The organism is Actinomadura sp. NTSP31 (assembly GCF_041951385.1).
Taxonomy (GTDB): domain Bacteria; phylum Actinomycetota; class Actinomycetes; order Streptosporangiales; family Streptosporangiaceae; genus Spirillospora; species Spirillospora napierensis.
Genome location: NZ_JBGNUT010000004.1, coordinates 306,593 through 325,470, shown reverse-complemented (window position 1 = coordinate 325,470; position 18,878 = coordinate 306,593). Strand labels below are relative to the sequence as shown.

15 protein-coding genes are annotated in these 18,878 nt (G+C 72.8%); 7 read left to right on the top strand and 8 right to left on the bottom strand.

The window, feature by feature from the left end; translation table 11 throughout:
* Nucleotides 1–1,434, bottom strand: a complete 1,434-nt coding sequence (locus tag ACA514_RS08960) for an aldehyde dehydrogenase family protein (protein WP_375040552.1) — start codon at nucleotides 1,432–1,434, stop codon at nucleotides 1–3.
* Nucleotides 1,435–1,578: 144 nt separating this feature from the next.
* Here ACA514_RS08960 and ACA514_RS08955 point away from each other — a divergent pair, with 144 nt between their 5' ends.
* Nucleotides 1,579–2,760: an acyl-CoA dehydrogenase family protein gene (locus ACA514_RS08955; protein WP_375040551.1), complete on the top strand. Its 1,182-nt coding sequence runs from the start codon at nucleotides 1,579–1,581 to the stop codon at nucleotides 2,758–2,760.
* Between the two features lie 58 nt (nucleotides 2,761–2,818).
* Here the strand turns inward: ACA514_RS08955 and ACA514_RS08950 are convergent, their stop codons facing one another.
* Nucleotides 2,819–4,285 (bottom strand): class I adenylate-forming enzyme family protein, encoded by a 1,467-nt coding sequence (locus tag ACA514_RS08950; RefSeq protein WP_375040550.1) that lies wholly within the window; start codon nucleotides 4,283–4,285, stop codon nucleotides 2,819–2,821.
* Between the two features lie 122 nt (nucleotides 4,286–4,407).
* Between ACA514_RS08950 and ACA514_RS08945 the strand changes: the two genes are divergently transcribed.
* Nucleotides 4,408–4,860 (top strand): SRPBCC family protein, encoded by a 453-nt coding sequence (locus tag ACA514_RS08945; protein WP_375040549.1) that lies wholly within the window; start codon nucleotides 4,408–4,410, stop codon nucleotides 4,858–4,860.
* A gap of 19 nt (nucleotides 4,861–4,879) precedes the next feature.
* Here the strand turns inward: ACA514_RS08945 and ACA514_RS08940 are convergent, their stop codons facing one another.
* The 3 genes from ACA514_RS08940 to ACA514_RS08930 form a co-directional block, all read right to left on the bottom strand.
* Nucleotides 4,880–5,683: an enoyl-CoA hydratase/isomerase family protein gene (locus tag ACA514_RS08940; protein ID WP_375040548.1), complete on the bottom strand. Its 804-nt coding sequence runs from the start codon at nucleotides 5,681–5,683 to the stop codon at nucleotides 4,880–4,882.
* A complete protein-coding gene (locus tag ACA514_RS08935; RefSeq protein ID WP_375040547.1) occupies nucleotides 5,680–6,654 on the bottom strand; it encodes an alpha/beta hydrolase in 975 nt (324 codons plus the stop codon). The genes ACA514_RS08940 and ACA514_RS08935 overlap by 4 nt, the downstream gene beginning before the upstream one ends.
* 76 nt (nucleotides 6,655–6,730) lie before the next feature.
* On the bottom strand, nucleotides 6,731–7,480 hold the full coding sequence (locus ACA514_RS08930) for a gamma-glutamyl-gamma-aminobutyrate hydrolase family protein (protein WP_375040546.1): 750 nt from the start codon (nucleotides 7,478–7,480) through the stop codon (nucleotides 6,731–6,733).
* Nucleotides 7,481–8,130: 650 nt separating this feature from the next.
* Here ACA514_RS08930 and ACA514_RS08925 point away from each other — a divergent pair.
* Nucleotides 8,131–9,243, top strand: a complete 1,113-nt coding sequence (locus ACA514_RS08925; RefSeq protein ID WP_375040545.1) for a globin domain-containing protein — start codon at nucleotides 8,131–8,133, stop codon at nucleotides 9,241–9,243.
* A gap of 9 nt (nucleotides 9,244–9,252) precedes the next feature.
* On the opposite strand, the gene ACA514_RS08920 is transcribed toward ACA514_RS08925, so the two are convergent.
* Entirely contained in the window at nucleotides 9,253–10,053 is an 801-nt protein-coding gene (locus ACA514_RS08920; RefSeq protein ID WP_375040701.1) for a helix-turn-helix domain-containing protein, read from the bottom strand.
* 430 nt (nucleotides 10,054–10,483) lie between these two features.
* Between ACA514_RS08920 and ACA514_RS08915 the strand changes: the two genes are divergently transcribed.
* The 4 genes from ACA514_RS08915 to ACA514_RS08900 all read left to right on the top strand — a co-directional run bounded on the left by ACA514_RS08915 (nucleotide 10,484) and on the right by ACA514_RS08900 (nucleotide 15,511).
* Entirely contained in the window at nucleotides 10,484–11,677 is a 1,194-nt protein-coding gene (locus ACA514_RS08915; RefSeq protein ID WP_375040544.1) for an acyl-CoA dehydrogenase family protein, read from the top strand.
* An 83-nt stretch (nucleotides 11,678–11,760) separates the two neighbouring features.
* Complete coding sequence (locus tag ACA514_RS08910; RefSeq protein ID WP_375040543.1) at nucleotides 11,761–12,993, top strand: aminotransferase class I/II-fold pyridoxal phosphate-dependent enzyme; 1,233 nt, start codon at nucleotides 11,761–11,763, stop codon at nucleotides 12,991–12,993.
* A complete protein-coding gene (locus tag ACA514_RS08905) occupies nucleotides 12,990–14,246 on the top strand; it encodes an ATP-grasp domain-containing protein (RefSeq protein ID WP_375040542.1) in 1,257 nt (418 codons plus the stop codon). Before ACA514_RS08910 ends, ACA514_RS08905 begins: the two co-directional genes overlap by 4 nt.
* Nucleotides 14,246–15,511, top strand: coding sequence for an MFS transporter (locus tag ACA514_RS08900; RefSeq protein ID WP_375040541.1), 1,266 nt, complete (start codon nucleotides 14,246–14,248; stop codon nucleotides 15,509–15,511). The genes ACA514_RS08905 and ACA514_RS08900 overlap by 1 nt, the downstream gene beginning before the upstream one ends.
* A gap of 28 nt (nucleotides 15,512–15,539) precedes the next feature.
* Here ACA514_RS08900 and ACA514_RS08895 read toward each other — a convergent pair whose 3' ends face one another.
* Both ACA514_RS08895 and ACA514_RS08890 read right to left on the bottom strand, forming a co-directional pair.
* Nucleotides 15,540–16,361 (bottom strand): alpha/beta fold hydrolase, encoded by an 822-nt coding sequence (locus ACA514_RS08895; RefSeq protein WP_375040540.1) that lies wholly within the window; start codon nucleotides 16,359–16,361, stop codon nucleotides 15,540–15,542.
* Nucleotides 16,362–16,769: 408 nt separating this feature from the next.
* Nucleotides 16,770–18,821 carry a right-handed parallel beta-helix repeat-containing protein gene (locus tag ACA514_RS08890; protein WP_375040539.1) on the bottom strand — a complete coding sequence of 684 codons (2,052 nt, stop codon included), beginning with the start codon at nucleotides 18,819–18,821 and terminating at the stop codon, nucleotides 16,770–16,772.
* Between the last annotated feature and the right edge of the window lie 57 nt (nucleotides 18,822–18,878).

Below are 18,878 nucleotides of genomic sequence, written 5' to 3'. Positions count from 1 at the left end.
TCAAGGGACGTCGGTCTGCAGGTGGACGACCTTCACCGCGGTCATCTCGTCGAGCAGTTCGGGGCCGTAGCCGAAGCCCCGGCCGCTGGCGCGGCGCGGGGTGGCGGCGCCCCCGGGCGCGCCGCCGAACACCGCGTTGATCTTCACGGTGCCCGCCTTCAGGGTGCGCCAGGCGGCCTGCGCGTGCGCCATGTCGCGGGTGAGGACGGTCGCGGCGAGCCCGTAGCGGGAGCGGTTCGCCGCGTCCAGCGCCTTCTCGAAGGAGCCTACGGCGCGGACCGGCGCGACGGGCCCGAACGTCTCCTCCGCCATGACCGCCATGGCGTCGGTGCAGCCGTCCAGGACGGTCGCCGGGTAGAAGCAGCCGGGCCCCTCGGGGATGAGGCCGCCGGTGCGCAGGCGCGCGCCGTCCGCGACGGCCTTCTCGACCTGCTCGTGGACCTCCGTGCGGTGCCGCTCGTCCACCAGCGGGCCGAGCTCGGTGGACGGGTCGCGGCCGGGGCCGGTCCGCAGCGCCTGTGCGCGTGCGGTCAGCGCGGCCACGAACTCCTTCGCGATCGACTCGTGGACGTAGATCCGCTCCACCGAGGTGCAGATCTGGCCGGCGTTGGCGAAGCAGCCGGTGGCGGCCTGCTCGGCGGCCCAGCCGGGATCGACGCCCGCGTCCACGATCAGCGGGTCGGCGCCGCCGTTCTCCAGCAGCGCCTTGGCCCCGGTGCCGGCGGTCAGCTCGGCGATGCGGCGGCCGGCGCGGGTCGAGCCGACGTGCGCGACCGCGTCGAGGTCGGGATGGCCGGCGAGCGCCTCGCCGGTCGTGCCGTCGCCGCTGACCATGTTGACGACCCCGCCCGGCAGGCATCCGGCGAGCAGTTCGGTCAGCAGCGCGCCGGTGTGCGGGGTCCGCTCGGACGGCTTGTGCACGACGGTGTTGCCCGTGGCCACGGCCGCGCCGATGAGCCCGCAGGCGATGGCGACGGGGTCGTTCCACGGGGTGATGACGGCGACGAGGCCGAGCGGTTCGCGGGCCATGAAGTCGGCGGCGCTCCAGCCTCCCTGGAGGCTGCGGCCCCCGTGCAGGGGGCCCAGCTCGGCGTACTGGCGCAGCGTCCCGACGCCGGCCTGGATACCGCCGAGCGCGTCGTCCGCGGGCTTGCCCATCTCGGCGGTGACCAGCGCGGCCAGCTCGTCCGCGCGCTCCTCGACGGCGCGGGCGGCGGCGTGGAGCGCGGCGCCGCGCTCGGCGGGCGCGGTCGCGGCCCAGCCGGGCGCCGCCCGGGTCGCGGCGGCCCCCGCCCCCGCCACGTCCACGGCCGTGCCGACGGGCACCTCGCCCACCGGGTCGCCGGTCGCGGGGTCGGTCACCGTGAACGCGCCGTCCCCGCCGCCGCGGCTCCATCGCCCGCCCGCCAGCGTCCACCTGTCGCCTGGTCGCATGCCCGTGAACCCCCTGTCCCGTGAGATCTCGACCGCGGTCACCTACCCGGAGAGCGGCGCTTCAATGACGCCGGGGACCTGCGTCAGTGCTCACTTACTGGATCGGCTACGGTGGATCCCCACGCGAGTTCGAGGGAGGCGCGGGTGGACTTCGATCTGCCGGAGAACGCGGCGGCGGTGCGCGAGGGCGTGCTGGCCATCGCGGGGAAGTACGACCAGGAGTACTGGAGCCGCTGCGACACCGAGAAGCGGTGGCCGGAGGAGGTCTGGCGGGAGCTCGTCCAGGGCGGCTGGCACAGCCTGGCGATCCCCGAGGAGCACGGCGGCGCGGGCCAGGGCCTGCTGGAGCTGGCGGTCGCGCTGGAGGCGCTCGCCGAGGGCGGCGCGGGCGGCGCCGCGTCGTTCATGTACCTGCTCACCCCGGCGTTCGGCGGGCTGACGATCGCCCGGCACGGCACCGAGGAGCAGAAGCGCGCGTTCCTGCCGCGGATCGCGGCGGGCGAGATCGAGACCTGCTTCGCGATCACCGAGCCGGACGCGGGCAGCAACGCGATGAACATCACCACGCAGGCCCGCCGCGACGGCGACGGGTTCGTGGTGAACGGGCAGAAGATCTGGATCTCCGGGGTCGAGCGCGCCGACCACCTGGTGCTGGTCACCCGCACGATCCCGGCCGCCGAGGCGAAGCCCCGCACGAACGGCTTCACCGTCCTGCTGGTCGACGTCAAGCAGGCCGTCGCCGACGGCACGCTGACCTACCGGCCGATCCCCAAGCTCGGCACCAACACCGTCGCGTCCAGCATGGTGTTCCTGGACGGGGTGCGCGTCCCGGCCGACCGCGTCCTCGGCGAGGTCGACCAGGGCTTCGCCGTGCTGTGGGACATCCTCAACCCCGAGCGGATCCTGGCCGCGGCGGGCGGCGTCGGCTCCGGCGGCCTCGTGCTGAAGATCGCCTGCGACTACGCCGGCGAGCGGGCGCCGTTCGGCAAGCCGATCGGGTCGAACCAGGGCATCGCGTTCCCGCTCGCCCGGATCAAGGCGCAGCTGGAACTGGCCCGGCTGATGACCTACAAGGCCGCGTGGCTGTGGGACCGGGGCCGCCCGTGCGGCTCGGAGGCCAACATCGCCAAGCTCACCGCGGCCGACGCCGCCTGGCAGGCCGCCGACCGCGCCTTCCAGACCCACGGCGGCATGGCGTACTCGCTGGAGTACCCGGTCGCCCGGATGTTCCGCGACGCCCGCATCGCCAAGAACATCCCGGTCGCCGAGGAGCTCGTGCTGGCCCACATAGCCCAGCACGAACTGGGCCTCCCCCGCTCCTACTGACCGCCGGCCCGCGGCGAGCCGTCCTCATGCCGCGCGCCACGGGGACGGCTCGCCGGTTCTAGCCGCCTTCGGGGAGGCGGACGGACCGCTCCGGGTCGTGGGCGGCGCGCAGCTCGCGCTTGAGGATCTTGCCGGAGTGGTTGCGGGGCAGGGCCTCGACCAGTTCGTACCAGCGGGGCCGCTTGAACCCGCCGAGCCGGGCGCGGCAGTGCTCGTCCAGGTCGGCGGGCGTCGTCCCGTCGCGGACGACGACGAGCGCCTTGACCGCCTCGCCCCACCGGCCGTCCGGGACGCCGATCACCGCGGCGTCCAGCACGCCCGGATGCCGGACGAGGACCTGCTCTACCTCGGCGGAGTACACGTTCTCGCCGCCGCTCTTCACCATGTCCTTGGCGCGGTCGACGAAGAAGAGGCGGCCGTCGGCGTCGCGGCGCATCAGGTCGCCGGTGCGCAGCCAGCCGTCCGCCATCGGGTCGGGCAGCCCGGCGTACCCGGCCATGACGCTGGCGCCGCGCAGCAGGAGCTCGCCCACCTCGCCGGGGGCGTCCGCGCCGTCGAGCGCCAGGTCGAAGGGCGGAAGGGGCAGGCCGACGGTGCCCGGATGCTCCAGCTCGTCGTCCAGCGTGGTGATCGTGACGAAGTTGCCGGCCTCGGTCGACCCGTACACGCCGCGGTAGTCGATGCCGAGGTCGCGCAGCGCGGTCAGGGTCGCGGCGCGCTCGGTGGCGGCCATGCCGAACACCAGCCGCAGCGAGCCGGGCGCGGCGGCGGGGTGCCGCAGCGCCCGCCCGGTGCCCATGGGGAAGATCGCGACGGTGATCCCGTGCTCGGCGACGAGCGGCCACAGCACCTCGGGAGACGGGCCGGGCGGCAGCACGACCGCCCCGCCCGCCGCCAGATGGCCGAGCGCCGCGCCGTACCCGGCGACGTGGAACAGCGGCAGCGCGCCGAGGAGGCGGTCGGCGCCGGTGATGCCGAACGCGTGCACCACGTTGGCGGTTGCGGCGACCCATCCGCGGTTGGTGAGCAGGCAGCCCTTCGGACGGCCGGTGGTCCCGGACGTGTAGAGCTGGATGATCGGCGCGTCCGGGGCGGGACGCGGAAGATCGTGCGGCGGCGCCCCGTCCAGGGCCCGGTCGAGGCCGGGACCGATCGTCCAGTGCGTCAGGTCGAGCAACCCGGACTCGCGGGCGAGCCCGTCGAGCGCCGGGTGGACGACCGCGTGCCGTGCGGCGGCGTCCTCGACCTGGAACCGGATCTCCGCCGGAGCCAGCCGGACGTTCAGCGGCACCACGACGGCGCCGATCAGCGACGCGCCGAAGGCGGCCTCGATCGCCTCCGGCGCGTTCACGGTCAGCAGCGCGATCCGGTCACCGGCCCGCACGCCCCCGGCGGCCAGCAGCCCGGCCCAGCGTTCGACGCGGGCGTGCAGTTCGCGGTAGGTGCGGGTCCGTCCGTCCCAGGCGAACGCCGTCCGCTCCGGCCAGAGCGCGGCGCCGCGGTGGGCGAGGTCACCGAGCAGCATCCCCCGATCCTTCCGAACCAGGTTCGGATCGGTCAATGTCCGGACCCGTCCGGCTGTTGCCGAGATCACAGAGCGCGGGCGAGCATGGGGGCAGCATCCTGCCGCAGCGCCGAGGAGAACCGATGCCGAGGTCGTACGCCAGCGCCGTGCTCAACGCCACCGCCGACGAGGTGTGGGCCTATCTGCGCGACTTCGGAAACCTGGCCGACTGGATGCCCGGCATGCAGGCCGGCGTGATCGAGGACGGCGGCCCCGGCGACCGCGTCGGCTGCGTCCGCAGGGTCTGGGCCACCGGCGACTCGGTGTTCCGCGAGCGGCTCGCCGGGCTGGACGACGCCGGGCGCAGCTACTGGTACCAAATCCTGGAGGCGCCGCTGCCGATCCGCGACGCCCGCGCCCACCTGCGCGTCGCGCCGGTGACCGGCACCGGGCAGGCGTTCGTCGAATGGTGGGGCGAGTTCTCCGCCGACCCCGGCGACGAGGAGGCCATGGACAAGACGCTGTCCCACGGCATCTACGCCACCGGCCTCGACGCCCTCGCCAGGCGCTTCGCCCGACGCCCCGGCCGCACCTGACGCCCCCGCCGCCGGGCGGTCAGCGGAACTCGGGCGGGCGCTTCTCCCGGATCGCCGCGACACCCTCGCGCACGTCCGGGCCGGCGAACCCGAAGAACTCCATGGCCAGCGACGCGTCGAAGGTCGGGCCGGCCAGCCGCAGCCAGTTGTTCAGCGCGTGCTTGGTGAACGAGATAGCCTCCGCAGGCCCGGCGGCGAGCCGCCCGGCGATCTCCAGCGCCCGCTCGTGCACCTCGCCGTCGTCCACGCACACCGAGACCAGGCCGATCCGCTCGGCCTCCTCGCCGGTCAGCACGTCGTTCAGCAGCAGGTAGTACTTCGCCTTGGCCATCCCGCACAGCAGCGGCCAGATGATCGCCGAGTGGTCGCCCGCCGCGACGCCGAGCCGGACGTGCCCGTCGATGATCTTCGCGGTGCGGCCCGCGACGGAGATGTCCGACAGCATGGCCACCGCCAGCCCGGCGCCGACGGCCGGGCCCTGGATCGCGCTGACCACCGGCTTGGCGCAGTTCAGCACGTTCATCACGATGTCGCGGGCCTCGCGCATGATGCGGCGCCGCGCCGCGTGGTCGTCCATCATCTCCTCGATCATGGACATGTCGCCGCCCGCGGAGAACGCCGTGCCCTCCCCGCGCACCAGCACCGCGCGGACCGCGTCGTCGGCGTCGGCGTCCCGCCAGATCTCCGCCAGCTCCCCGTGGCCCACCGTGTCCACCGCGTTCAGCCTGCCGGGCGTGCTCATGGTGACGCGCAGCACGCCGTCCGCCGCCCAGTCGAGCTTCAGCCGCTCGTACTTCCCGTACACCGCGTCCACGTCGCTCATGCCGCGCTGCCCTCCCGCGCTTGATCGCCGAATGCCGCGCGCAATCGTCGCACAGCGAACCCCATCGCCTCGGCGCCGGCGTCGAAGATCTCCGGGAGCAGGAAGAACGAGTGCACGACGCCGTCGTAGCGGCGCGCCTCCACCGGCACGCCGGCCTCGGCGAGCCGCCGCGCGTAGGCCTCGCCCTCGTCGCGCAGGATGTCGCACTCGGCGGTGATCACGGTGGCGGGGGCCGCGCCGGCGAGGTCGGGCGCGCGCAGCGGCGCCAGCCGCGGGTCCGCGGGGTCGGCGCCGCCCCGGTACAGCTCCATGAACCGGGCGAGCGTCGCCGCGTCGAGCCCGTAGCCGGTGCCGTACTCGCGCCAGCTCGGCGTGTCCATCGCCGTGTCCGTCACCGGGTAGACCAGCAGCTGGTGCGCCAGGGGCAGGCCGCGGTCGCGGGCCAGCAGCGCGACGCCCGCGGCCAGGTTCCCGCCCGCGCTGTCGCCGGCGACGGCGAGCGCGCCCGGCTCGGCGCCGTAGCGGTCCGGTTCGCGGGCCACGGCCGAAAGGACCGCCCAGGCGTCGTCCACCGCCGCCGGGAACGGGTTCTCCGGTGCGAGCCGGTAGCCGACGTTCAGCACGGCGCAGCCGGCACCGGCCGCCAGGTCGCGGCACGCGGCGTCCACGTTGTCGACACCGCCGAGCACCCAGCCGCCGCCGTGCAGGTAGACCAGCGCCGGCAGCGGGCCGCGCTCGAGCGGCTCGGGGCGGTAGAGGCGCACCGGCACGGGACCGCCCGGTCCCCGTACGGCCAGGTCAGCCACGTGCGGCAGCTCGCGGCGGTCGACCGGGAAGGCCTCGCCGATCCTGCGCCGCATCGCCTCGATGGTGGGCAGGGCGTCCGCCTCGACCGGCGGGGCGTCCGGGGGCGCGGCCGTCCAGGCGGACAGCAGCTCCAAGAAGCTCACGGTCTGCGGATGCAAGGGCATGCGGCGGCCTCCGGGGGGCGGTGTGCGCGGAATCTACCGCTTCGCCTTCCCCGGCACGCGGGGGATCAATCCCCCGTCAGCGGCCGGCGGCCTCGGCCACCAGCGCCTCGAACAGCCGCTTGTCGTCGCCGTCCTCGGGATGCCACTGCACCGCCAGGCCGAACCGGTGGCCCTGCAGCTCCACGGCCTCGACGACCTGGTCGTCCGCCCAGGCCACGGCCGACAGGCCCTTGCCGAGGCGGCTCACCGCCTGGTGGTGGTAGGTGGGCACGTCGGCGGCGTCGCCGAGGATCTTGCCGACGGCGCTCGTCGCGCTGATCTGCACCCGGTGCGTGCCGATCTTCCCGACCTCGGGGGCGTGCGCCTTGTGCCCCACCGCGTCCGGCAGGTGCTGGACGAGCGCGCCGCCGCGGGCCACGTTGAGCACCTGCATGCCCCGGCAGATCGCCAGGAACGGCAGGTCCGCGTCCACCGCCGCCCGCGCGAGCGCCAGCTCGAAGCGGTCGCGCTGCGGCTGCGGCGGCCCGGTCTCGGCGTGCCGCTCGGCCCCATACAGGTCGGGGTCGAGGTCGCCGCCGCCCGCCAGCACGAGCCCGTCCAGCCGGGACACCAGGGCGGCCAGCCCGCGCAGGCTCCCGGTCGGCGGCACCATGACGGGGACGCCGCCGGCCCGCTCGACCGAGCGGACGTAGGAGGCCGGCAGCAGCGCGGCCTCGCGCACCCACACGCCCCAGCGGGCCGGTTCCTCGTACGTGGTGATGCCGATGAGCGGCGGCGCCCCTCCCCCTGCGGCGGGGCCCGGAGCCCCTCGGATCGCCTCTGACATGCGTGGATTCCCCTCTGCTGAGCACTGGCCACGGGTCGGCTACCGAAATGTGGCAATTCACCACCGTTGCGTGCACATCATGGCGCATCACCCGCCCCCACGGGCCGCCCCGCCCCCGGCCTTCTCCCGGCAAGCTTGCCGCACGCCCCGGATCCGCGCAGGCCGAAGCCCCCACCCCGGAGGCGGCCCCCGACCTGGACGATCATGGTTCCGCGGCGGCGGCCGCGCCGCGTCCACCGCGCGGGGAACATTCCCTACCGGACGAGGAAATCTTCTACCGGGGCGTAGATCCGTCCACTGATGCCGTTCGGTTCCGTTCCGGCGACCGCCGCACCGATCCGAGGCGACCCGTCCCCGTACATCAGCGCCTACCGAAATACCGGCAATCCTTGACGATCATCCGGGGCAAAGTCGGTACCGATCAGTATTCACCCTATATGTCACGTTCATTTTGATCACACAGAATTGATGTCCGATCACCCATCGTGATATCGGCGGCCGGCCGGGACACGGAACCTTGAGGACGTGGGATTTCCGATGCGAGAATCTCACCGAGCCGGGCACCCGGCGGGCGCGGAGGGCGCCGAGTGGTCACCGGTGCCGGCCGCCATCGCCGAGGGGACGTGCCTGCCATGTCAACGGAACCCCGAATGCTCAAGGAAAGCTTCAACCGCCTCGAAAACCGCTCCGACAAGGCCGTCGGCTATTTCTACGGCCGCCTGTTCGCCGCGAACCCGCGGCTGCGCGCACTGTTCCCCGTCGCGCTCGGCGACCAGCGCGCCCGCTTCTTCCACGCGCTCACCCGCATCGTCTGGAGCCAGGACAACCCCGAGGAACTCGCCGCCTACCTGGCCGGCCTCGGCCGCTGCCACCGCAAGTACGGGGTGACGGCCGAGCACTACCGCGCGGTCGAGGACGCCCTCATCGCCACCCTGCGCGTCCACGCGGCCGACGTCTGGAGCCCGCGCGCCGAGGAGGCCTGGGTCGAGGCCTTCCGGTCCGCCTCCGCGACGATGATCGAGGCGGCCGAGCGGGACGCGGACGCCGCCCCGCCGTGGTGGACGGCCGAGGTCGTCGAGCACGACCGCCGGGCCGACGACCTCGCCGTGCTCACGCTGAACCCGGAACGCCCGCTGCCGTTCGCCCCCGGCCAGTACGTGACCGTGCAGACCTTCCGCTGGCCGCGCGTCTGGCGGCCCTACTCGATCGCCAACGCGCCCCGCTCGGACGGCCGGATCCGGCTGCACGTGCGGGCGCGGCCGGGCGGCTGGGTGAGCGGCGCGCTGGTGCGCGGGACCGCGCCCGGCGACACCGTCCTGCTCGGTCCCGCCACGGGCACGATGACCCTCGACCCCGACTCCGGCCGCGACCTGCTGCTGGTCGCCGGCGGCACCGGCCTCGCCCCGGTCAAGGCGCTCGCCGAACAGGCGGTCATGGCCGGCCGGGAACGGCGGGTGCGCCTGGTGGTCGGCGCCCGCACCGAGTCCGGCCTGTACGACCTGCCGGACCTGCGCCTGCTGGAGGCGGCGTACCCGTGGGTGCGGGTGCACCCCGTCCTGTCCGACGAACCGGGGTCCGGCGGCCCGCACGGCACGCCCGCCGACGTCCTGGGCGACCTGGAGGACTGGGACGGCGCCTGGGACGACCGCGACGCCTACGTCGCCGGCCCCGCCCCGATGGTGCGGCGGACGGTGGCCTGCCTCCAACGGCTCGGGGCGCCGCTTGAGCGCATCCACCACGACCTGCTGAAAGCCGAGGAGTGAGGGCGCGCCCTACCAGCCGGCGCGCTCGCGCAGGAAGGCGGTGGTCGCCTCGTCCGCCGGGTAGAACGACTCGATCGCCAGCTCGGCGACGGTGATGTCCACCGGCGTCCCGAACGTCGCGATCGTGCTGAAGAAGGAGAGTTCCCGGCCGTCGACCCGCATCCGCAGCGGGACGAAGACGTCGTGGTCCGCCGGCGGCGCCATCGCCTCCCCCACGTCCCCGGGGAAGCTCCGCAGCTCCTGGTACAGCTGCGTCAGCGCCGAGTCGGCGGTGAGCGCGACGTGGCGGCGCACCCGGTCGATCATGTGGGCGCGCCATTCCGCCAGGTTGAGGATGTTCTTGGCCATCCCGTCGGGATGCATGCTGAGCCGCAGCACGTTCAGCGGCGGCTCCAGCAGCTCCGGAGGAGCGCCCTCCAGGAACAGGCCCGCGGCCCCGTTGGAGTCGATCAGGTTCCAGAACCGGTCCACCACCACCGCCGGGTACGGCTCGTGGCCGTCCAGCACCTGCCGCAGCGCCGCCCGGACGCTGTCCATCCGGGGTTCCTCGATCGGCGTCTCGTCGAACACCGGCGCGTAGCCGGCAGCGACGAGGAGCAGGTTCCGGTCCCGCAGCGGCACGTCCAGGTGCTCGGCGAGCCGCAGCACCATCTCCCGGCTCGGCACCGACCGGCCCGTCTCCACGAAGCTCAGGTGCCGCGTCGACACGTCCGCCTCCGACGCCAGCTCCAGCTGGCTCAGCCTGCGCCGCTGCCGCCACGCGCGCAGCTGGTCTCCGATGGGTCGCACGTCGCTCAACGCCGTCGTCATTGTCGTCACGCCTCGACGCTACCGGTGCGGCATCATGCCGACGATTACGTCCCAGGTAATCCGTCCACCCACGCCAGCCGACCATGACGACAGCGTCGCGCTCCTGGGTGGAACGGGATGGAACGCGATGGAACGCCTTTTGGTAGGGGCGATGGCCGCCCGGCGACCGCCGGACATCGCTCCAAGGAGGGCGCGATGAAACCCATGCGGAGTTCACGGAAACGGTGCAGGTCGGCGGTGATGGCCGCCCCTCGATGGGGCGGCGCGGACATGTCCGAGCTTGAGGCTTTGTGTCCGTCGGCGTCCAGCGGACACATGGGGCAGGGGGCCCACCTCGCGCCGGGCGCCACACCGACCGGGTACGCCGGCAACTGCTCCCCCAAGATCAAGGTGCGGGGTTGCCCGGCGTGCGTCGATAGGAGGGCCGGCCATGACCGGTGAGGCGATCGACGCCTGGCTTCAGCCGGTGCGCCCGGTCCTGGATCCCACGGGCCAGGTCGACTGGGACCGGCTGGCGGCCCTGGAGACCGAACTGGACGAGGTGCTCGCCGTCCACCCTGTCGACCTGCCGGACGGACCCGAGCGCTCGCGTCGGCTCATGGCCGTCCGGCTGGCGATGGTGGAACGCGGTTTCCTGGACCACATGACCTCGCCTCTGTTCGGGGTCCTCGCGCAGTTCGTCTGCGGCTACCGGGACGTCGACCTGCGGGACGCGGTGACGCTCGGGTACGGCAGGCTGATCGCCCGGCACGGACGCCCCGCGCTCCGCGAGCGGTGGGGATCGCGCCTGGCGGCCGGCGCGCTCGTGGGCGTCGCCATCACCGAGCCGCACGGCGGTTCCCGGCCGGCCGCCGCGCGGACCCGCGCCACGGTCGGCCCGGACGGGACGTGGCTGGTCAGCGGCCGCAAGACGTGGATCAGCCGGCTCGACGAGGCCTCGGTGTTCGTGGTGTTCTTCCAGGCCCCGGAGGGCGGCCTGGCCGCGGCGGCGATCGACGCCGCCGAGCCGGGCCTGTACCGCGAGCCCGTGTCGCCTGAGGGCCTGGCCGGGTGGACGTGGGGGGTTCTGGACCTGGACGCCGTGCCCGTCCACCCCGACCGCGACGTCCTGCGCGGCCACGGAATGTCCCTGCTGCGCAGGCATTTCACCGCCTACCGGCCACTGGTGACCGCCACGGCGCTCGGCGCGGCCGCGGCCGTGTTCGACGCCGCCAGCACCCATCTCACGTACCGGAAGAGCAGCGGGGACCTGCCCCGGCTGCGCGACTCCGCACTGGTGACCCTCGGCCGGACGCACGCCCAGCTGACGGCCGCGCTGCTGGGCACCGCCGTCGCCGCGCAGCTGGCGCACGCCGAGGCCGACTGGGCCGAGCAGTGCGCCTGGGAGATGAAGGCGCACGGCGTCGATACCGCCTGCCAGGCCGCCACCGAGCTCGCACAGCTGCTCGGGGCCTCGGGGTACCGGGCCGACTCGCCGGTCGCCAAGGCCCGCCGCGACCTGGGCGCGCTGCAGTTCGCCGACGGCATCCACGACTCCCTCTACCGCAGCTCCGGTAAGCGCCACACGACTCCGCGGCCGGCGATGACCGAACCCCCGCTGCGGCGTCTGGCCAGGTCGGCGTGACCGCACCCGACCCGCGGGCACGCCGGGCTCCCCGCACGCCCGGCGCGGCCGCTTCCGCACCATCCAAGGAGACCAAGAGCACCATGCATCAGTTCCTCAACCTCAAGAAGTCCGTGCGCATCAGCACCGAGTTCTGGGACGTCACAGAGAAGGCGGGACTGTTCGGCGTCACGGTGGACGGGATCGGCGACGGCAGGCACCGCGTGCGCGCCGACGGCCACGAGTTCGTCAACATGTCGTCCTACTCCTATCTCGGCCTCGACACCCACCCCGGGCTCGTCCGGGCCGCGGCCGACGCCGTGCTCGCCCAGGGGGCCCTCAACTCCTCGGCCTCGCGCCTGAGGCTCCATTTCGGCGTGCTGCAGGACGCCGAGGCCGCGCTGTCGGACCTGTTCGACGTCGAGGCGGTCACGGTCAACTCCTGTGCCCTCGCGGCCTGGACGAGCCTGCCGCTGGTGGCCTCGGGTCTGCTCACCGGCGGGGTCCCGCCGCTGATGGTGTTCGACAAGAACGCCCACTTCTGCATGAACGCGATGAAGCCGAGCGTGGCCGACGAGGCGGAGATCGTCACGATCCGGCACAACGACGTCGAGGCGCTGGAGGACCTGTGCCGGCGGCACCGGCAGGTCGCGTACGTGGCCGACGGCGTGTACAGCACCGGCGGCGCGGCCCCGATCGCCGAGCTGCTGCGCCTGCAGGAGAGGTACGGGCTGTTCCTGTTCTTCGACGAGGCGCACAGCACCTCCACCGTCGGGCGGAACGGGCGCGGCGTGGTGCTGGAGACGATGGGCGGGCTCAACGACCGCACCCTGATCATCACCTCGCTGAACAAGGGGTTCGGCGCGTCCGGTGGCGCGGTCTTCCTCGGCCGCCGCGGCGCGCGGGAGTGGGTCGACATCGCGCTGCGCAGCGCCGCCCCGCTGATGTGGTCGCAGCGGATCAACACCGCGGGGCTCGGCGCCGTGCTCGCCTCGGCCGAGCTGCACCGGAGCCCGGAGCTGACCGGGCTGCAGGACCGGCTGCAGGCCAACATCGACCTTTTCGACGGCCTGGTCGACACCGCCGAGCGCGGCGACGGGCTGCCGATCCGGTTCGTGCAGGTCGGCTCGGAGGCGGGGACCGTCGAGCTGGCGCAGGACCTGATGCGCGCCGGCTACTTCGTTTCGCCGATCTTCTTCCCGGTCATCGGCCGGGGCCAGGCGGGCCTGCGCGTGATGCTGCGCTCGAACATGACGGCCGGGGAGATCGAGGGGTTCTGCGGGCTGGTCAACAGCCTGGAGCGGCGGGAGACGGCCGGGGCGGGGGCGGCGCGATGAAGCCGACCCTGTTGTTCGTCGCCGGCGCCCGCGCCCTTCCCTTCAGCGTGAACATGGCCGAGGCGGTGCTCGCGCAGACCGCCGCCCGCGGGATCCGCACGATCGTCACCACCACCGCGCCCGTCCTGGCGGCCACGCCCTCGATCGTCGCCGCGGCCGACGAGGCCTCGGTCGTGGACTACGCCGATCCGCGGGAGAACGCGGAGTGGGCGCGGCGGCGCGTCGCGGCCGGTGAGCCCATCGCGGCGGTGTTCGCGCTGCTGGAGATGGCCCAGGTCGCGGCGGCCGAGACGGCGGCGGCCATCGGCGTGCCGGGCAACCCGCCCGAGGTGATCCGCCGGATCCGCACCAAGGACGCCTGCCGGACGGCGCTGGCCGCGGCGGGATTCGCCCAGCCCGCCGTCCGGCTGTGCACGAGCGCGGCCGACGCGGAGGACTTCATGCGGGACGCTCCGGGTCCGTGCATCGTCAAGCCGCGCGACGCCATGGGCAGCATCGGGGTGACCGAGGTCTCCTTGTCCGCCGACCTGCCCGCGGCGATGGCGATGCTGCCGGACGCGGGCACGTTCCTGATCGAGGAGTTCGTGCCCGGGACGGAGTTCAGCATCGAGGGGATCTTCCTGGACGGCCGGCCGCACTTCCTGGCCATCACCACCAAGGAGAAGACCCCGCCGCCGCTCTTCGTCGAGACCGCGCACGAGTTGCCCGCGGACCTGCCCGAGCCCCGGCGTGAGGAGATCGAGGAGGTGGTGTCCGCCGCGCTTCTCACCCTGGGTCTGCGCGTCGGGGCCTTCCACGTCGAGTTCTGGCTGACGCCGGGCGGCGTCGTGCTCGGCGAGGTGCACGGCCGCCTCGGCGGCGACTGGCTCTACCTGATGCTCGAGTACGCCATCCCAGGTCTCGAGATCTTCGGGCTGGTCATCGACGACATGCTCGGCCTGCCGCGCGCACCCGGCCCGCCCCGGCCCGCCCGCGGAGCGGCGATGCGCTTCCTGACCCCGCCGCCGGGCACCCTCGTGGCGGTCGAGGGATGGGACGAGGTCCGCGCCCATCCGGCGGTGCTGCACGCGGAACTCCTGATCGGCCCCGGGGCGGAGATCCCCCCGGTGCACAGCTCCCGCGACCGGGCCGCGGTCATCGTCACCGGTGCGGAGACCTCGACGCGGGCGCGCGAGATCGCCGAGGAACTCGCGCTGTCGGTCCGGTTCGTGACCGCGGCCGACGGGGCCGGGCCCGGGGAGTCGGCGGCCTGATGATCGCCGGTGTCGGCGCGCGCCGACGGGCCGCGGGAGTACTCCCGAAGGGCGGCCGTCCCGCCCGCCTGCTCGCGTTCGCCACGCTGGTGAGCACGGTCGGCTACGGCGTCTACCTCACCGCCGGGGTGCTGTACTTCACCCGGGCGGTGCACCTGCCCGCGGCCGAGGTGGGGATCGGGCTGACCCTCGCGGGGGCGGTGTCGCTGGCGGCCGGGATCCCGTTCGGTCACCTGGCCGACCGGAAGGGCGCCCGCTCGGTGTACGCGCTGACGCTGGGGTTGGGCACGGTGTCCATGGCGGGCCTGTGCCTGGCGCGCGGCTTCTGGACGTTCCTGCTGTTCGCGAGCCTCGGCGCCGCCGCGCAGTCGGCGGGCCAGGCCGCGCGCGGCCCGCTCGTGCAGGAGTACGGCGGGGAGCGGCCCGCCGAGTTCCGCGGGTACCTGCGCTCGGTCACCAACGTCGGGATCTCGGTGGGCGCGCTGCTGGCGGGCTGGGGCGTCGCCGTCGACACCCGGCACGCGTACGTGCTGCTGCTCGCGGGCAGCGCCGTGTCGTACGCGGCGTCGGCGCTGGTCGTGCTGTTCCTGCCGTACCTGACGCCGGTGCCGCGGGGCGATGGGCGGCGATGGGCGGCGCTGCGGGACCGCCCCTATCTCGTCCTGACCGTGCTGGACGGCGTGATGGCGATCCAGTACCGGGTGCTGACCGCGGCCGTGCCGCTGTGGCTGGTGAACCGGATCCTGGCGCCGACGTGGTCGGTGACGGTGGTGATGCTGATCAACACCGTCATCGTCGTCCTCTTCCAAGTCCGGGCGAGCCGCGGCATCGCCACCCCCGCCCTCGGCGGCCGCGCGCTGCGCCGCGCGGGCTTCGCCTTCCTGGTCGCCGCCGCGCTGCTCTCGCTCATGGCGGGCGCCCCCCTGTGGATCGCCATGCTGCTGCTGCCGATCGCGGTGATCATCCACACGGTCGGCGAGGTCTGGCAGGCCGCGGCCGGCTTCGAACTGTCCTTCGCGCTGGCCCCGCGGCACGCCGTCGGCCAGTACCAGGGCCTGTTCGGCATGGGCCTCGGCCTGGGGATCACGCTCGGCCCCGCCCTGCTGATCACCCTGTGCATCGAATGGGGAGTGCCGGGATGGTGGCTCGTCGGCGGCCTGTTCGCCCTGACCGGCCTGGCCGTGCCCCCGGCCGTCCGCTGGGCCGAACGCGACCGTCCGCACCTGCGGGGCCGGACGGGAGACCTCGAGCCGACCACGTCGTAGCACCGCCGCGTCCACGCCCGGCCGCTGATCAGCTCTGCAGGAAGTTCAGCAGGTCGGCGTTGACCTGGTCCTGGTGCGTGGCGGTGAGGCCATGCGGGGCGCCCGGGTAGTAGAGGTCCCTCGCGTCCTTGATGAGCCGGGCCGACTTCCTCGCCGAGTCCTCGACGGGGACGATCTGGTCGTCCTCACCGTGCAGCACCAGGGTCGGAACGTCGAACTTGGCGAGGTCTTCGGTGAAATCGGTCTCCGAGAAGGCCTTGATGCTGAGGTAGGCGTTGAGGAGGCCTGACTGCATGCTCCACAGCCAGAACTGGTCGAGGATGCCCTGCGAGACCTCGGAGCCGGGCCTGTTGGCACCGTAGAACTGAGTGGCCAGATCCCGGTAGAACTGCGAGCGGTCCTTGAAGAGCGCCTCGCGCATGTCATCGAAGACGTCGATCGGCAGTCCCTCGGGATTGGCGTCGGTCTTCAGCATGAGCGGCGGCACCGCGGCTATCAGGATCGCCTTGGCGACTCGTGCCGTTCCGTAACGCCCGATGTAGCGGGCGACCTCGCCGCCGCCCGTGGAGTGGCCCACCAGGCTGACGTCGTGGAGATCGAGCGCCTCGATCACGGCCGCGAGATCGTCGGCATAGCCGTTCATGTCGTTGCCCGAGGATGCCTGGCTGGAACGACCGTGGCCGCGCCGGTCGTGCACGACCACGCGGAAGCCGTGCTGCACGAGGAACAGCATCTGTCCGTCCCACGCGTCGGAGCTCAGCGGCCAGCCGTGGGAGAACGTCACGACCGGTCCCTCACCCCAGTCCTTGTAATAGATCTCGGTGCCGTCCTTGGTCGTTATGGTGCTCATGACTGTTGCCCCTTGTAGACGTAGGTCACACGGTCGAATGTCGCACCATTGCGGTACCTATCGAGTCCGTGAAATGTTCCGTTCCTGTCCCCCGGGTCGCAGGGGACTAAACTGGCGCGACCAGGAGCGCGAGAGATCGGCATTGCCGGACTGCAGCGGTTTTGCCATTGCCAAATCGGCTACACCCGCTGCCTGTCATGCACTGAAGGCCGCCACGCGGCATCGGGATCTTCCGCGAGTTGGCGCCAAGTTTCGAAATCCTTTAATCAATCCGATGATTGGCGGTTCAAGGGGCGGGTTCTTGGCCGGGGCGCGAGGACCGGCAACGCCGCCGCTCCGCACACCGGATCGAGGCCGCCGCGGAACAGGCAGAGCGCAACGACGAGGAGGATCAGTCCCTTTGAGCCGTTACGGGAGTTGCATAGGGAAGGCCGCCGCTCGGGCGTAGAGCTTGTAAAGCTTGAACGGGCCCGCGAAGGACAGCCCGCAGGCATTGTTGAGCATGCTGGTCGCGTTCTGGTTGCTCAGCGTCGTGCCGCGTGCTCCCGGATGGTCGATCTGGCCGCCCATGAACAACGCCATCTTGCCCAGCATGTGGTCGCGCTGGCCGGTCGTCATCTCCTGCCAGGAGTGGCAGGTCATCGCGGCGAGCATCGCGTCGTCGAGTTCGCTCGTCTCGGGGTGGCCGGCTTCGCCGGGGGGCGCCGTCCTGGATGCGGCCGGGGCTGTGGCCTTGGGAGTCGTGAACCAGGGACACGGGCCGCCGGGCTTCAGGTTGGCCATGCAGGTGAGCAGTTCGAGCTCGTTGCCCAGGTTGCCGAACCCGATGCTGAGGAAGGGCGCCTTGCCGTTCAGGCAGTCCGGCAGGCCCGTGGGCGAGCTGGTGACGGCGCCGTTGGAGTACCAGCAGTTGCCGGAGTTGCCGGGGAAGGCGTCCCACCAGAAGTCCACGCCGTTGCCGGCCATCCTGTTGCCGTAGAACTGGTTGCGGTGCGAGGTGGACAGCTTCAGCGGGTCGCAGCCCGTCAGGGGCTGGTCGGCGCAGACGAACGCGTCCGGGACGGCGAAGAGCATGGCTCCGCGCCGCCGGTTGTCGCGGAAGCTGTTGTTCCGGACGACGTTGTCGTCACCGCCGGCGATCCACATCCCGCTCCCCACCGGGACCGGCACGGTCGGCACCACGTCGCTGTCCGCCACGTACGGGTTGAAGTTGTTGGAGTAGAAGTCGTTCTTCTCGACGAGGTCGCCCTGCTGCGGGAAGCCCGGATGCCCGGCGGCGGTGAACACGTCGGTGGTGAAACCGAGGGCATTGTCGTAGAAGTTGTCGTGGTGCACCCAGGTGGCGCTGCCGTCGGTGCCCGAGTAGCCGCTGGTGTTGTGGTGCGAGTCGCAGTAGCGGACCTCCTGGCTGTAGCGCGCGGTCGGGTAGACGCCCTCGTCGCGTCCGGCCCCGGTCTTCGCGCCCGCGCCGGGATACAGCCCGGAGTCGCCGTTGCCGGCCGCCTCGCAGTTCTGGATCACGCCGTGGTCCTCGACGAAGGTGAGCACGCCGTACTCGCCCGCGTAGAAGGTCTTGAAGCTGTCCAGCAGGTAGCCGTTGCTCTCCAGCACGTAGATGTCGTGCTCGTCGGCGTGCCGGACGGTCAGGTTCCGCAGCACGAAGCCGTCGGCCCGGTCGGCGCGGATGCCCACGTCCTTCGCCGAGTTGCGCGGGCCGCCGTTGCCGGACGACGGGTCACCGGCGTCCACGACGACGTCGTCAGCGCTCACGCCCGCCCCTTCGAGCTGGAGGTTGCAGCGCAGGCACGACCCCCGGTTGGGGATGCCGTGCCGGTCGACGAGCGGCGGGTCCGGGTCCTTGCCGGTGCCGGGGGTCCGGCCGAGCACGGCGATCAGGTTGGCGTCGTTCTGGCAGGTGTACTCGCCGAGGTAGGAGTACGCGCCCGTGCTCAGCTTGTACCGGTCGCATGCGGGGTCGTGGGTCGGCTTCTTGCGCGCCGTGGGTTCGGTGTAGACGCCCGGCAACACCACGACCCGGTCGTTGTTCCGCGAGTCGTTCACCGCGGGCTGGATCTCCTTGTACCGGCACCGGGCGAACAGTGCCCGGTTGATCCGCTGCAGCTCCCGCGCCTGGGCGGCGCCGAGCGTCCGGTGGTCGTGCGGGCGGACGTCGTAGCCCGACTTCAGCGCCCGCTTGATCGAGGCCTCCAGCCGTTGCGGCGAGTCCGGCCGGCACACCACGCGGGTCGTGCTCCCTGGGACGGTCTGGACGGCCGACGCCAGGCTCCGCGGTGTCGGCACCGTCCCGCCCGCGCACGGGCTGACGGAGCAGTCGGGACCGGGCGAGGGCCAGTACGACGGCCGCTCGATGTGCGCCTGCGCCGCCAGCGCCATGCTGAGGACCAGCACGACTGCGGCCGCCAGGGGCACCCACAACCTCCCGGGAAAGCGCAGCCCCATCCGGTACTCCCTCGCTCAGCGCTCCGCGTTGGTCCCCGAACGCTTGCTCGGTCCCCA